The sequence below is a fragment of the Rahnella sp. BCC 1045 genome, from assembly GCF_019049615.1.
GTDB lineage: Bacteria > Pseudomonadota > Gammaproteobacteria > Enterobacterales > Enterobacteriaceae > Rahnella > Rahnella contaminans.
In genome coordinates, this window is sequence record NZ_JAFMOZ010000119.1 from 14,073 (window position 1) to 27,915 (window position 13,843).

Consider the following 13,843-nt stretch of genomic DNA (forward strand, 5'->3'; position numbering starts at 1 on the left):
TGTGCCACAACACAATAAAGGATCGTAAGGTGTTTCCGGCAAATGAACGGCTCTTGGGCAGGTCAAAGGTGGCCTGTTGGTTGTTTGTTTTGGTTCGATTTTGCAAAACTGCTCTGAGGATACTGACATGACCACCTTTCATCAACTTACCGCCACCCGCCTGGATGGCCAGCTCATTTCTATGGCCGACTATGCTGGCAAACTGGTTCTGGTGGTGAATACCGCCAGCCATTGTGGCTTCACACCACAATACGCAGGGCTTGAAACACTCTACAAGAAGTTCGCCGCCTCAGGTCTGGTGGTGCTTGGCTTCCCCTGCAACCAGTTCGGTAATCAGGAACCCGGTGGTGCCGACGAAATCGCGCAGACCTGCCACATCAACTATGGTGTGAGCTTCCCGATATTTGAGAAAGTAGAAGTCAACGGTGCAACTACGCACCCGGTATTTCGTTACCTGAAAGACCAATTACCCGGCGTGCCGGGTGGGTGGATCAAGTGGAACTTTACTAAGTTCCTGATCGGTCGCGACGGCAAACCGCTCAAACGTTTTGCCCCGTTCACCTCCCCAGAGAAAATGGAACCCCTCATTCTTGCTGCACTTGAAATCTAAGTGTTCCCGTCATTCAAACCGTCCATATTTAGAGATATTCCGGAAAACTGATGTCTGCTTAAAAAAAGGCTTAACGTGAGATATTTTCCCTTTTGCAAGCAGCCCCGTCTTTTACTCGCTAATTACCTCTGGATTTAATCATCAAAAACAGGCTTGTTCAGTTATGCGTTTTCCCACCAATACCACTTTGAAGCTTTGGGGGTCGACATTGAGTACCGCATAGCGTATTTGCGGACAAATCAGTTCTAAGCTTCGTTTGCTACAATCAAGCTGTATTAAAGTGCGTGGGCCGGATTCGGTTTGCACCCTATTGGTCTCAGGATAGTCGCTGCAATCAAACCCTTCTTTACTTAATTTTTCTTTCGCCGCATCCATGCTCATTCCGATAAGATTCAGGTTCCCGACTTCTCTGGCATGCGATTTTTCAGAAACCCGGGTCAGTACGCACCCGCTCAGTAATTGAGCGAAGAGTAAGAAGAATATAAGGATAAATATCTTTTTATGGTTTGTTCTCTGCATCAGGCGACCCTTTAGGTTTATACCTTTGAGCAATATTGTCAGATATTGCAATAAACAGATTGAGGAGTAAAACTCAAAACTCTCCGCTCAAAACCTGAATAAACTCTGCGGGTGATTATCACAGGCAATGATTTTAACCCCTCCGGAAACTGAAACAATTAAATGTAAGGCTTCTTTTTCGACCTTCTTCTTCTAGTGCTCAACAATAACACCCTGACACAACTCTCCTATTTCATTCCGCACTAAATTGCGCACTTAACCAGCTGGAGAATGCCTTCATAGCGGGACTTTCGGCGCGCGTTTGTAACCGTGTCAGCCAGTAGCCTCCGAGGTTGATTTCAGCGGCAAATGGGCGGATGAGTTTTTCCGTTTGTAAAAGGTGATTGAAAATCTTACAGGGGGCGAGCGCAATGCCTGTCCCCATCAGCGCGGCTTCGATCATGGTCAGTGATGAGTCAAATATCATCACAGGTTGCGCGGGAGAAGGTGGATGTTCATTAATGCTTTGCAACCAGTGGCTCCATTCATCACGGCGAAAAGAGCGTAACAGGGTAAATTTATGCACATCGGCAGGATGCTGCAACTGGCGCGCAATCGCGGGAATACACAGCGGCGACAGGGGAGCATCGCAAACAAACTGTGCCTCTGTGCCGTGCCAGGCACCGCTACCGAAGCGAATGGTGTAATCGTGACCTTCCGCAGCAGGATCAACGCGATTATTGTGGGTGGAAAGTTGCAGTTCAATGTGCGGGTGATGGTGGTTGAAATCATCCATTCGCGGCAACAGCAAGCCGATGGCAAAGCTTCCTACCACACCCACTTTAAGTTTTTCCCGTACCTGCCCTGCCCAGAAACGATCCAACGTATCAGCAATACGATCGAAAGAATCATTTAATACCGGCAGCAGACTTTCGCCTTCCGGGGTCAGCATCAGTCCGCGTGAAACACGCACAAACAACTGGCAGCCCAGCTGCTGTTCCAGTGATTTCACCTGCTGGCTGACCGCCGCATGAGTGACATGCAGCTCTGAGGCCGCATTAGTAAAGCTTAGATGGCGGGCGGCGGCTTCGAATGATCTCAGGGCATTTAAAGGGATGTAAGGGCGAACCACGATTTCACCTGTAAGTTTTTCTTTTACCAGCCCCTAAAATTAACAGTTTGTTGCAATCTGTCAAACTGGGCAAAATTCAGGTGGGACAACAAACCATAAGGTTAAAAACAGTGAAGTTAATTTCTAAAACGTTGATAGCGACGGTATTGGCCTCTGTGTGCTCAATGAGTAACGCAGCCGCCCCGGATGTGGAAACTACCGTGAGCCAGGCGATAAAGCCTCTGATGCAGCAGCAAGGCATTCCCGGAATGGCGGTCGCGGTGGTGGTTAAAGGAAAGCCCTACTACTTTACCTGGGGCATGGCTGACGAAGCACAAAAGCGTCCGGTCACAGAAGACACCCTCTTTGAACTGGGCTCAGTGAGTAAAACCTTCACGGGTGTTTTGGGTGGCGTCGCCGTGACGAAAGGCGAGATTGCGCTTACGGATCCGGCCAGCAAATACTGGCACGCACTTAACACACCGCAGTGGCACGACATCACGCTGCTTCAGCTGGCGACTTACACCGCTGGTGGCCTGCCGTTGCAGGTCCCGGATGCAGTCACTGATGAGAAGGCGTTGGTACACTTCTATCAGCAGTGGCAACCCCAATGGTCACCCGGAACCGCGCGTCAGTATGCGAACAGCAGTATCGGTCTTTTTGGCTTTTTAGCGGTCAAACCTACCGGACTTTCCTTTGAGCAAGCCATGCAACAACGCGTATTTACGCCTTTAAAGCTCAGCCACACCTTCATTACTGTGCCGGATTCTGCCAAAAGCGCTTACGCCTGGGGTTACCGTGAGGGTAAGCCCGTTCGTGTATCGCCGGGTATGCTGGATGCAGAAGCCTATGGGGTGAAATCTTCGATAAAAGATATGTCGCGCTGGATGCAGGCAAATATGGATCCACAGGACGTGGCAGATAAGACGTTACGGCAAGCTTTGGATCTGGCACAAACGCGTTTTTATCGCACCGACGCACTCTATCAGGGGCTGGGCTGGGAAATGCTTGACTGGCCAGCTCAGGCTGAGCTGGCAGTAAACGGCGCAGATAACCAGATCGCGCTGGGCCCGCAACAGGTACGGAGTGCGCAGTCGCATCCGCGTGTGAATGCATCATGGGTTCACAAAACCGGAGCGACGGGCGGATTTGGTGCCTATGTGGCTTTTATTCCTGAAAAACAGGCAGGCATCGTTATGCTGGCGAATAAAAATTACCCCAACACTGAGCGGGTAAAAGCTGCGATGCAAATTTTAAAGGCATTGCAGTAATCAGCAATAAACCGATGCGGCACTCCTGTATGAAACCCCGTAACAAACAGGTACCTGTCTGAAATAAAAAAAACCTCCGTTTCTCAACGGAGGCCTTTTCGCTGACAGTCAGTCATGAATAACGACGTGCCCCGGCCACAGCTTATTTCGTCGCGCTGGACGCCAGGCGGATCTGAATATCGTTATCGAGGTTGTTCACCCAATGGTTGTAGCTGCGGTGAATTTCACCTTTCTCTGCCAGCAGGTTGGTGCTGCCAACATAATTAATGGTGTAACCGGTGGTGTTATAGGTGATGCGGATATCCGCTTTGTGTTCACGGTTATTCAGGTGGCCGTTAATCACGCCCGGCGCGCCATCCGTCATTATCCAGCCGCGTTTCTGCCCGGCGTCGATAATCGCCGTGCGGATCTGATTTTCTGAATTATGCGTGGTCAGCGTGGTGTGCGGCGTTAATACCGGCTCGGTACGCGCGCAACCGGAAAGTGCCATGACACAGAGAAGCCCAATAAGTAACTTACTTGTAGATTTCATGTGAACCTTATAGATGTGTTTTATACGATAAGAAATTGAAAACTGGCCACAATATACGTCAACGCCGGAAAGGTGTCATGAGCGGCACAGGTTGAGCTGCGGCTTTTTTCCGGTTAGTATATAAAACATATATGTTTCGTATACTACTGAGGCACACTTATGGGCATCATCAAGATTTCAGAACTGATGCATGAAAACTTACGCATCGCCAGCCTGGCTTATACGCGTTCGATCAATGCACAGGCCGAACACTGGATGAAAATTGGCATGTTAATGGAAACCCATCCGGACATGACCCACAGCGAAATCTCCCGGCTGCTGGTGCGTTGCAGCATGGAATCCGATGAGAACACCGACAGTTTCCGTACGCTGTTAAACGTGGGCGGCACACACAGGAAGGCAAGTAATGAATAGTGGTTTAGACAGCGCGTATTTTGTTAACAATAACCGGATGATCAAAACGCCGGAAGGGATCAGCAAAGCCCGCATCGCAGGCAAACTGGCCGCCCGGGTTTTGCATATGATCACGCCTTACGTTGTGCCCGGCGTCACGACCAATGAACTGGACCGCATCTGCCACGATTTCATCGTCAACGAATTGCAGGCGATCCCGGCCAATATCGGCTATCACGGTTATCAGAAAACGACCTGTACCTCCGTCAATCATGTGATTTGCCACGGCATTCCGTCCGACAAAGCACTGAAGAAAGGCGATATCATTAACATCGACGTCGCGCTGATCAAAGACGGCTGGTACGGTGACACCAGCCGCATGTATTACGCCGGTGAGCCGGGCATTCTTGCCCGCCGTCTGACGGATACCACGTATGAAGCCATGATGGCCGGCATTGAAGCCGTCCGCCCCGGCGCAACGCTGGGTGACGTCGGTTATGCCATTGCCGCCGTCGCGAAACGCGAAGGTTTTTCCATCGTGGAAGAGTATTGCGGCCACGGCATTGGCATGGGTTATCACGAAGACCCGCAGGTGCTGCATTATGGCGAAAAAAACCGCGGTCTGGTTTTGCAGGAAGGCATGCTGTTCACTATCGAACCGATGCTGAACGCCGGTAAAAAGCAGAATAAAGTGCTGCCCGACGGCTGGACGGTGGTCACCAAAGATCACTCGTTGTCCGCACAGTGGGAACACATGGTAGCCGTGACCAAAGATGGCTACGAAATCCTGACGCCGTGGCCTGAGCACGAATAAGCGGAATTTTTACCGCATCCGGATCATGCCCGATGCGATGATAAGCGCCTGACTGGTTGACTTTAATTCGAATACTACGAAAATGTTTTCATTCGAAAAACGACATGAAAGTCCCGGAGTTTATCATCGCTTCTTCCCCTGTTTTGCCCTTCGCAACTCCGGCTAAAAAGTCAGGCGTTCTTATTGCCTTGGCGCTGTTACTGGCGAGTTGTTCATCCGCGCCGCCGAAATCACTGGTCACGCCGCTGCCGCCGGTCGCAAAGCAACCTCTTGCGCCTAAAGGTGAGCAGAATAAAGAACCGGTGCGCGGCGTCTGGCTGGCGACGGTTTCCCGTCTCGACTGGCCACCGGTGTCTTCGGTGAATGTCAGCAGCCCCGCACAGCGTATCAGTCAGCAGAAAAAGTCCCTCACCGACAAGCTCGATAATCTGAAATCGCTCGGCATCAATACCGTATTCTTCCAGGTTAAACCGGACGGCACAGCGCTGTGGCAATCCAAAATTTTGCCTTGGTCCGATATGCTGACCGGCACGATTGGCGAAGACCCGGGTTATGACCCGCTGAAATTTATGCTTGATGAAGCGCACAAGCGCGGCATGAAAGTGCATGCGTGGTTCAACCCGTACCGCGTTTCGGTGAATACCAAACCTTCAACGATTGCCGAGCTGAATCGTACATTGTCACTCAGTCCGGCGAGCGTTTATGTGCTGCACCGCGACTGGATCCGCACCGCAGGCGATCGCCTGGTGCTTGACCCCGGCATTCCTGAAGCGCGTGACTGGATCACCAGCATCGTGGCCGAAGTCGTTACGCGTTATCCGGTCGACGGCGTGCAGTTTGATGACTATTTCTATGCCGAAACCCCTGGCTCGGCGCTCGATGACAGCATGACGTTCAGAAAATACGGTCAGGGATTCAGCTCAAAAGCGGACTGGCGTCGCCACAATACGCAGATGCTGATCGAACAGGTGTCCCGCACCGTCCGCCAGCTGAAACCGGGCGTTGAATTCGGCGTCAGCCCTGCCGGTGTCTGGCGTAATCTGTCGTTCGATCCTGCCGGTTCCGACACACGCGGCGCGGCGGCGTATGACGAAGCCTATGCCGATACGCGTCTCTGGGTGAAACAGGGTTTGCTCGATTACATTGCGCCGCAGCTTTACTGGCCGTTCTCCCGCAAGGCGGCGCGGTATGACGTGCTGGCGAAATGGTGGGCGGATGTCGTGAAACCGAACAACACGCGTCTGTATATCGGTATTGCGCTGTATAAAGTGGGCGAGCCGTCGAAGAATGAGCCTGAATGGACCACCGGCGGTGGCGTACCGGAGCTGAAGAAACAGCTCGATATGAACGAATCGTTACCGGGCATCAGCGGCACCATTCTGTTTCGGGAAAATTACCTGAACCAGCCGCAAACGCAGGAAGCCGTGCGTTACCTGAAAAGCCGCTGGGGCCATTAAGCCAGCGCGGATAAAACAAAAAAAGCCCCCTGCAATGACGCCGGGGGCTTTTCGTTTTCAACCTTAACTGCGCTCAATTTCTTTGGTTGCGCGATCTAACGCATCGGTGATTTTATACAGCGTTTCCTGTTCGATAGGCCCTTTCGCCAGCCTTAAATTCAGCGCTGAACGGATATTATTTATCGCCCTTTGCATTTCCGGAATGCTGCGGTTGTTTGACAGGATCGCCAGCGAATGCAGCCGCTCAGTCACCGTCGCCAGTAATTCATCCTGCTGGTTAAGCAATATCACACCTTCTGCGGTGATCGTATATTGCTTCTTCCCGCCTTCTTCCTGATTCGCCAGAACCAGTCCCTGATCTTCCAGAAAAGTCAGGTTCGGATAAATAATACTGGCGCTCGGGGTGTATTCCCCTTTGGATAGCTCTTCGATGGCTTTGATCAGTTCATAACCGTGGGCGGAACGCTGTTGCAGAAAATGCAGCATTAATAGGCGGATATCACCGGTTTCGAACATTCTTTCACGACGGTGTTTTTTCGCAGCAATACAGTTTGCTTTGTTGCCGGATCCGGCGGGAGGACGGTCGTTGCCCAGAGGATTATTTTTCATCAGAACCATGGTTAAAATTGCGTAAAGATATCCCCTAAAGATAACGGGTTAAGCCCCCGATCACAATCTCCCCTTCACGTGCGAAGGGGAGCGTTTTTATGATGGCATTAGTTCATGAAAGTAAAAGGCTTATAGAAATCTTCGCCCAGCCAGTGATAAGCCGCAGGCTGCGTCGCCAGCGGCTTGCGCACATAGCTGGCGGCAGAATTCACATCGCCTTTGCCGCTGTACACTGCGTAATCCGGGTACGGGAAAACCGGGCGAGAAGCGGTATCTGCCGGGATTTTCTCCAGACGGATTTCAGTTGCTGGCTTTTTACCGCGTTCCGGCAGCGGTTGCCCGAACGACGTTTTCTGCTCTTTTGCCGCCTGATACGTGGTGATGTTATCCGGCGCAGTGCCCTTTTCCACCCAGTTCATCATAGGTGTGAGGAAATCCACCAGGCTCGGGCCTTCACCGCCGGAGCAGTGATGCACGCCCGGCAGCAGATACAGACGCTCAAACTGATCGCGGCTCGCCGCCCCCATGACGTTGCCGACGGCCTGATGATAAGCCACGGAATTGAGCGGTGAAATGTGCTGATCCGCCCAGCCGTGCCAGATAATCAGCTTGCCACCGGCGGCTTTAAACGCCGTCAGATCCGGGTTGGTCGCGTCATAAAGCGGATGCATTTTGCGCAGTTCGTCAAACGCCGCTTCGGTGAACTTCACGTCTTTTAACGTAAAATCCGCTGGCGGATTTTTCTCGTAATTCATGTATTTAAGCGACGACAGCGCGATCATCTGGCTGAAAATCGGGTCGCTGGCTTTTTCCGGCACAAAGACACCTTCCCACGCCAGTTCTGAACCCGGCATCGGGCCGCCGACAATCAGTTTTTTGCCGGTTTTCGGATCTACAGGCCCCGCATACAACCGGTTCAGCGCCGTCAGTTCTGCGGTGGATAAACACGATCCCTGCGGCGTAGCCGGATCGGTTTTACACGCCAGAACAGAGGTGTCGAAATGGCAACTTTGCGGGTCGGCAATCAGGCCATCGGTCTGACCATCCCGCGCGTCGCATTGTTTGAGCACGGCGTTGTGGATCAGCGGCAAACGCGCGGCCAGCAGCACCGGTTTGCCGTCAGGCCCGGTATTGGAAAGCGCCTGCCAGGCGTGATAAACCGCATTCTGCGACTGGAAATTCATCGCGGCGGCACCGGCAATAATCCCGTTGAAATCATGCGGGAAGCGCTGCGCTTCCATCAGGGCTTCACGGCCACCGTCCGAGCAGCCGTTAAAATAGGAATACGCAGGCGCGCGGCCATAGAAAGCCGTGATCAGCTTTTTCGACACTTCCGCCGTCAGATGCTGGCTGCGGTAGGCGAAATCCACGCGTTTCTGAGGATCCTTACCAAAGTCACCTTCCTTCATGGAATGGCCCATGTCGGTGGCGGCCAGAACAAAACCGTTGGTATTTAAGGGCGTACAACCCGCTGCTGCGCCGATTTGCAGCTGAATATTCCCGCAAAGGCCGCCGCAACCGATTTGCATATAGCGTTGCTGCCACGATGAAACCGGCAGGATCACCTGAAAACCGATCTCAGGATGCAAATTGCCATCGACTTCACAGGCCGCTGCGCCGTTCACGGTGATTTCTTTGGCGGTCGTGATCCGGCTGCCTTCGCCGCCAATGTCGGTCAGCGAAACGTCGGCAAGTTTTGCGCAGGACATCACCGGCCTGACCACCTCCCGCGCAGGCGCTGCGGGATCAGCAGCGATACTGAAAGAGGAATATCCGGCTAACAGCAGAGGTAACAGACAAAGCGCCCGCCAGCGCCCGTTGAGGCTTTTTAATTTCATAACCATTCCTTTGAATAAAGATTCAGAATTTGTCATAAGAATTATAATGATGGCAGAAATAATAAATAATGGCGTTCAGGGCGGCTGCCGTAATGATTTGCGCGGCAGTTGCAACAAAGTATTAATTCGTAGCGACTGAAATAAAAAACCGCAGATAACAGGGAAAATACGTTCTGTTATCTGCGGGAAAATATTCCGTCACGCTTTACAGGGGTAAATCAGTTCCGGCGCAGAAAATTATTTCGCGTGCCAGTACGCCACGCAGCGGACAAAGTTTGCATCCAGCCCGCGGGTTTCGGTGAAATAATCACTCAGGCCTTTGACGAATTTCCCTTCGCCGGTGGCCCAGACGTAATAGTCATTTTCAGGCAACATCAGACTTTTCAATTTCTGCACAACCGCATCATCTTCGCGATAGCCATTATGCTCATCGCTGACGATCCACTCGATGTTGAAATCTTTTTCTTCATCCAGATAACTGATGCAGCTCACGTCCTTCACTTTCACCAGTACGGTGATTTTTGCGTTTACAGCCGCCTCTTTCAGTTCACGCAGGCGGCGTTTTACTGCCGGAAGACCGGTTTCATCGCAAAGATACAGCTGCCACCGGTAGGTCGTCGGAATTATCAGGGAACCGCGTGGCCCGCCAATGATCAGTTTATCCCCCGGTTTGGCATTGCCGGCCCATTCGCTGGCCACACCGCCGTCATGAATATAAAAATCCAGCGTCAGTTCGTTAGTTTGCGCATCAAAATGCAGCGGTGTGTATTCACGGTTAACCGGACGAGGGCCTTCGCCCCAGGCAATGCCGTCTTCTGTGGCGGTCGGCGGAACAATCATGTCGCCCGGTTTTGCCGGGAAGAACAGTTTGATGTGATCATCAAAACCGCGGGACGTAAAACCTTTCAGCTCGTCGCCGTTCAGTACAATGCGTTTAAAACAGCCGGAAACCGTTTCCGCGCTTTTTACCGTGATGTGGCGGAAAACCAGTTCGTTCTTAACGCGCACCGGCAGGTTGGCGGCGGAAGATTCAGTGCGTTTGTGTTCCATATTTTTTCTCTCAAGGTGGCGAAACTTATCATCGCGAGCCCGCTCAGGACGTGAATGATTCTCAATTCAGTGAAAGATATATCTTAGTAATATTTTATGCAACGACTTCAAAAAAAAACCGACCATCGTGAAGAAGGCCGGCTGGCGGTTTGTGCAGCAGAACGCACCGGGTGGATTAACGCACCGCGCCGCGCAAAAACATGTCGACGGCGCTGCTCACCATCTGGCGGATTTCCGCAATTTCCAGCGGTGCCGGATTACGCTGATAGACGCGCGTGTTGGTTTGCGCTGTCACCAGCGCCAGAAACTGTAAGGCGCGCAGATGGGCATCGGCCTGCGCCAGTTGCCCACGCTCCATCGCACTGCCCAGGAATTTTGCCAGGATATCGACGCTCTCCCGTGGCCCGGCGTCATAAAACAACGTGCCGATTTCGGAATGCCCGGACTCGGCGATCACCATGCGATACACCGCCAGCGCGGAGACATCATTGGTCAGCACCAGCAACATTCTTTCGCCAAAACGGGTGAGGATAGTTTCAAGATCGGCATCCGCCCACGTTTGGGTCAGATCGCTGACGGCGTCGGAAAGATGCCCGGTGGCATAGGCTTTCACCACCGCCACCAGCAACGCTTCTTTCGACGGGAAATAGCTGTAGAGCGTGGCCTTTGAACCGCCGAGACGCCGGGCGAGCTCATTCATTGACGCGCGTTCGTAACCGGTTTCCTGAAACAATTGCGCTGCGGCATCGATAATCGCCTCCCTGCGGGCTTCGGTGCGGACTTTCATCTTCCCTCCTGACGTTGCTATTACGGCCACGGCCAAAAACCGTCGCGGCGAAACTGTACAGTACAGTTCCCTGATGTCCCCACTCTAACGACGGGTTTGTGCCTTGTAAAGCGACCCGCGTAGCCCATTTTTCAGAACGAAGTGCAAAGATTTCGTTAAGAAGCGCATTTTTATTTACCAATTTGTTGATAACAATTATCAGTATCATTATCATTCGCACAAAGCTGAAATGGGTAAGGACTGTAATTAAACCCATATTTTATAAGGACAACGGCTTTTTCACGGAAGATTAAAGCAGATGACAAGCGCGTCTGAATTTGTCGAAAGGCAGTAAATGCGAGCAGAACTTAAAAAAATTAGTGCAGGACTAAAAACAAATGTTCAAATCCTTTACACAGCAGGGTTTGGTGAAAAACGTCATTTTCATGGGGACGATTCTCACCACCACCTTTAACGTAAACGCAGCGGAAGCCGTTAAAGACAACACCGATCTGGCACAGAACAAAGCGCAATCTACAGAAACCATCAAAAAGAAACCGGTGGTGCGCAGTGCGAAGGATCTGGCACAGAACAATGAAGAAGTGATGACCGTCACCGAGACCCTGCCGGATAAAACGCCGGGCTCAAAAACCACCATCACTGCGGCTGAAATGCAAAAACGTGGCGGTAACGATTTCGGTACCATCATGCGTTATGAGCCACTGATCACCGCGACCGGCTCAAGTGGCGGTTCCGGCAACGGCAAAAGCGGCTTCGACCGCAGCGGTTACACCGGCTATAACATTCGTGGTCTGGAAAGCAACCGCGTCAGCATCGACGTTGACGGCATTCCACAGCCAAGTGCTACCGGCCGCAGCTACGCCAGCCGCGCTGGTTTAGGCACATCCGGCATCGGCCGTGATTACATCGACCCCTATATTTACGGCCAGGTGGATATCGAATCCGGCGCAACGTCAGCCGAACGCGCCAACACTTCCATCGGCGGCGCCGTTTCCTTCCTGCCAAAAACCGCAGACGATTACCTGCGTCCGGGCAAAGAAACCTATTTCGGTTACCAGTCTGATTATGATTCTTCAGACCGTTCATGGCACAACGGCATTACTGCCGCTGCCGGTGACGAAACCCTGCGTGGCCTTGTGGCGATCAGCCGCCGCGACGGTCAGGAAACCAGCAACAACAGCGGGACGCACGACGCTTATCCGGCGAACTGGCACTCTAACGCCATCATGACGTCCGGTATCTGGCAGCCAAACGACGAACATAAATTCACCGGCACGCTCGATTACTACGAGAAAATTAATCACACCCATTACGACGCGTGGAACAGCGCTGGCAGCTCCATTCTGGGTACCGCACAGCAGCAAAGTAACACCCGCCGCTGGGGCGCAAGCCTGAAAGACGAATGGACACCGTTCAACGATTTCGCTGACGCCGTAGTCTCCAAAGTCTATTACCAGTACACCCAGGCGCACGACAACACGTACATGCCGAACGCCAGCAAAGAGATGATGAACGTCTATTCCGATTACGACGTCAGCACCTATGGCGCGGAAACCAGCTGGCTCAAAACGCTGGGTCGCCACGAGCTGAGTGCCGGGATCAACGGTCGCATCTCTAACACTGAACGTCCGTTCCGCGAAAGCCCGGACCAGAGTGTTTACACCACCATCATGCAGCCGGAAGCCAACAGCCGTTCTTACGTTCTCGGCGGTTTCCTGCAAGACACCATGAAGTTTGACCTCGACGGCCATAACTTCGGCATCGTGCCTGCGGTGCGTGTGGCGTACCAGAATACGAAAGCGACAGACCTGTCCGATTTGTCTAACAGCACCGTGTCTGAAAGCCAGGTTTCTACTTTGTACGGTAAAGCCAACTCCGATACGCAGGTTCTGCCATCACTGGCATTCACGTATGACATCACGCCTAAGCTGATGACTTACCTGCAATACCGTCGCGGCGCACAGTTCCCGGATGCCAGCCAGCTTTACGGCTCCTGGAACCTCGGTTCTTCTTATGCCGGTTCTCAGCAATATGCGCTGATCGGTAATACCAATCTGAAAACCGAAACCAGCAACAACTTCGAATGGGGCATGAAAGGTGAAGCGACCGAAGGCGTGACCTTCAAAACGGCCGTGTTCTACAACACGTACAAAAACTTCATCGCTAACACCCGTTACACCCGCGCAGGCAGCCCGGGCATGTTCACCAACGTGCCTTCCAATATTTATACGATTTATCAGGCCGAAAACCGCGATGAAGCGTTTATCTACGGTGGCGATCTGAGCACTAAAATCAACTACGGTACGTGGTTCAGCAGCGTTGACGGTCTGAGCACCAGCTTCGCACTGGGTTACGCCAAGGGTGAATCCAAATCCAGCTACGCGGGTGACAAATACGTTGATATCGACAGCGTTCCGCCAATGAAATTTGTAGCCGGTGTGGCATGGGATGATCCGTCAGGCATCTACGGTACGGCGCTGACTGCAACCTTCGTGAAAGGTAAAAAAGCCGAAGCGACCAACCGTCAGAGCTACACCAACGCCGGTACACCGATCACGGATTCCACCACGGAATACATGAATGTTCCTGGCTACGGTTTGCTTGATGCAACGGCCTACTGGAAAGTGGCGAAAAACGTAAAACTCAGCGGCGGCGTCTATAACATCACCGACCGTAAGTACTGGGATTACCTGAGCAGCCGCAACCTGACTGAAACCACCAATCAGGATGCATACAACAAAGCGCTGGCCGTGATGCCAGGCCGCAGCTTCCAGCTGGGCGTGAATGTCGATTTCTAAGCGATAATTCATCACCCGAAAACCTGAGCGCTATGTGAAAACATGGCGCTTTTTTATGTTTCAAGATGCAGGTTA

General features: G+C 52.3%; 13 protein-coding genes. 6 read left to right on the forward strand and 7 right to left on the reverse strand.

The features are described from left to right. The first annotated feature begins 127 nt into the window (after positions 1 to 127). Positions 128 to 610: a glutathione peroxidase gene (locus J1782_RS09365; protein ID WP_217153006.1), complete on the forward strand. Its 483-nt coding sequence runs from the start codon at positions 128 to 130 to the stop codon at positions 608 to 610. Positions 611 to 751: 141 nt separating this feature from the next. Here J1782_RS09365 and J1782_RS09370 read toward each other — a convergent pair whose 3' ends face one another. Together J1782_RS09370 and ampR are read right to left on the reverse strand one after the other, a co-directional pair. After that, a complete protein-coding gene (locus J1782_RS09370; protein WP_165060094.1) occupies positions 752 to 1,129 on the reverse strand; it encodes a hypothetical protein in 378 nt (125 codons plus the stop codon). A 232-nt stretch (positions 1,130 to 1,361) separates the two neighbouring features. Next, positions 1,362 to 2,240, reverse strand: a complete 879-nt coding sequence (gene ampR / locus J1782_RS09375; protein WP_217153007.1) for a LysR family transcriptional regulator AmpR — start codon at positions 2,238 to 2,240, stop codon at positions 1,362 to 1,364. 164 nt (positions 2,241 to 2,404) lie between these two features. Between ampR and ampC the strand changes: the two genes are divergently transcribed. Beyond that, positions 2,405 to 3,490, forward strand: coding sequence for a class C beta-lactamase (gene ampC, locus J1782_RS09380; protein WP_152326613.1), 1,086 nt, complete (start codon positions 2,405 to 2,407; stop codon positions 3,488 to 3,490). Positions 3,491 to 3,632: 142 nt separating this feature from the next. Here the strand turns inward: ampC and J1782_RS09385 are convergent, their stop codons facing one another. Beyond that, positions 3,633 to 4,022, reverse strand: a complete 390-nt coding sequence (locus tag J1782_RS09385) for a hypothetical protein (RefSeq protein ID WP_217153008.1) — start codon at positions 4,020 to 4,022, stop codon at positions 3,633 to 3,635. Between the two features lie 159 nt (positions 4,023 to 4,181). On the opposite strand from J1782_RS09385, the gene J1782_RS09390 reads away from it, so the two are divergent. From J1782_RS09390 to J1782_RS09400, 3 genes are all read left to right on the forward strand, one after another. Next, complete coding sequence (locus J1782_RS09390; protein ID WP_104925134.1) at positions 4,182 to 4,436, forward strand: ParD-like family protein; 255 nt, start codon at positions 4,182 to 4,184, stop codon at positions 4,434 to 4,436. After that, positions 4,429 to 5,229, forward strand: a complete 801-nt coding sequence (map, locus tag J1782_RS09395; protein WP_193333158.1) for a type I methionyl aminopeptidase — start codon at positions 4,429 to 4,431, stop codon at positions 5,227 to 5,229. Before J1782_RS09390 ends, map begins: the two co-directional genes overlap by 8 nt. 104 nt (positions 5,230 to 5,333) lie before the next feature. Continuing rightward, positions 5,334 to 6,686 (forward strand): glycoside hydrolase family 10 protein, encoded by a 1,353-nt coding sequence (locus J1782_RS09400; RefSeq protein WP_165060089.1) that lies wholly within the window; start codon positions 5,334 to 5,336, stop codon positions 6,684 to 6,686. A gap of 63 nt (positions 6,687 to 6,749) precedes the next feature. Here the strand turns inward: J1782_RS09400 and J1782_RS09405 are convergent, their stop codons facing one another. From J1782_RS09405 to J1782_RS09420, 4 genes are all read right to left on the reverse strand, one after another. Further along, the gene (locus J1782_RS09405; protein WP_217153009.1) at positions 6,750 to 7,295 is read right to left on the reverse strand and encodes a PadR family transcriptional regulator; all 546 of its coding nucleotides are present in this window, start codon (positions 7,293 to 7,295) and stop codon (positions 6,750 to 6,752) included. 107 nt (positions 7,296 to 7,402) lie between these two features. After that, positions 7,403 to 9,133, reverse strand: coding sequence for a tannase/feruloyl esterase family alpha/beta hydrolase (locus tag J1782_RS09410; protein WP_217153010.1), 1,731 nt, complete (start codon positions 9,131 to 9,133; stop codon positions 7,403 to 7,405). Between the two features lie 237 nt (positions 9,134 to 9,370). Continuing rightward, on the reverse strand, positions 9,371 to 10,183 hold the full coding sequence (locus tag J1782_RS09415; protein ID WP_217153011.1) for a siderophore-interacting protein: 813 nt from the start codon (positions 10,181 to 10,183) through the stop codon (positions 9,371 to 9,373). Positions 10,184 to 10,358: 175 nt separating this feature from the next. After that, the gene (locus J1782_RS09420) at positions 10,359 to 10,970 is read right to left on the reverse strand and encodes a TetR/AcrR family transcriptional regulator (protein WP_217153012.1); all 612 of its coding nucleotides are present in this window, start codon (positions 10,968 to 10,970) and stop codon (positions 10,359 to 10,361) included. A 425-nt stretch (positions 10,971 to 11,395) separates the two neighbouring features. Between J1782_RS09420 and J1782_RS09425 the strand changes: the two genes are divergently transcribed. After that, positions 11,396 to 13,768 (forward strand): TonB-dependent receptor domain-containing protein, encoded by a 2,373-nt coding sequence (locus tag J1782_RS09425; protein ID WP_371819759.1) that lies wholly within the window; start codon positions 11,396 to 11,398, stop codon positions 13,766 to 13,768. Positions 13,769 to 13,843: the final 75 nt, after the last annotated feature.

Excerpts from the sequence above, each read along its gene's own strand:
- J1782_RS09410 (WP_217153010.1), bottom strand. The coding sequence starts at position 9,133 with ATGAAATTAAAAAGCCTCAACGGGCGCTGGCGGGCGCTTTGTCTGTTA.
- ampC (WP_152326613.1), top strand. The coding sequence starts at position 2,405 with ATGAGTAACGCAGCCGCCCCGGATGTGGAAACTACCGTGAGCCAGGCG.
- J1782_RS09415 (WP_217153011.1), bottom strand. The coding sequence starts at position 10,183 with ATGGAACACAAACGCACTGAATCTTCCGCCGCCAACCTGCCGGTGCGC.
- J1782_RS09405 (WP_217153009.1), bottom strand. The coding sequence starts at position 7,295 with ATGAAAAATAATCCTCTGGGCAACGACCGTCCTCCCGCCGGATCCGGC.
- J1782_RS09420 (WP_217153012.1), bottom strand. The coding sequence starts at position 10,970 with ATGAAAGTCCGCACCGAAGCCCGCAGGGAGGCGATTATCGATGCCGCA.
- map (WP_193333158.1), top strand. The coding sequence starts at position 4,429 with ATGAATAGTGGTTTAGACAGCGCGTATTTTGTTAACAATAACCGGATG.
- J1782_RS09365 (WP_217153006.1), top strand. The coding sequence starts at position 128 with ATGACCACCTTTCATCAACTTACCGCCACCCGCCTGGATGGCCAGCTC.
- J1782_RS09385 (WP_217153008.1), bottom strand. The coding sequence starts at position 4,022 with ATGAAATCTACAAGTAAGTTACTTATTGGGCTTCTCTGTGTCATGGCA.
- J1782_RS09425 (WP_371819759.1), top strand. The coding sequence starts at position 11,396 with ATGGGGACGATTCTCACCACCACCTTTAACGTAAACGCAGCGGAAGCC.
- J1782_RS09370 (WP_165060094.1), bottom strand. The coding sequence starts at position 1,129 with ATGCAGAGAACAAACCATAAAAAGATATTTATCCTTATATTCTTCTTA.
- J1782_RS09400 (WP_165060089.1), top strand. The coding sequence starts at position 5,334 with ATGAAAGTCCCGGAGTTTATCATCGCTTCTTCCCCTGTTTTGCCCTTC.
- J1782_RS09390 (WP_104925134.1), top strand. The coding sequence starts at position 4,182 with ATGGGCATCATCAAGATTTCAGAACTGATGCATGAAAACTTACGCATC.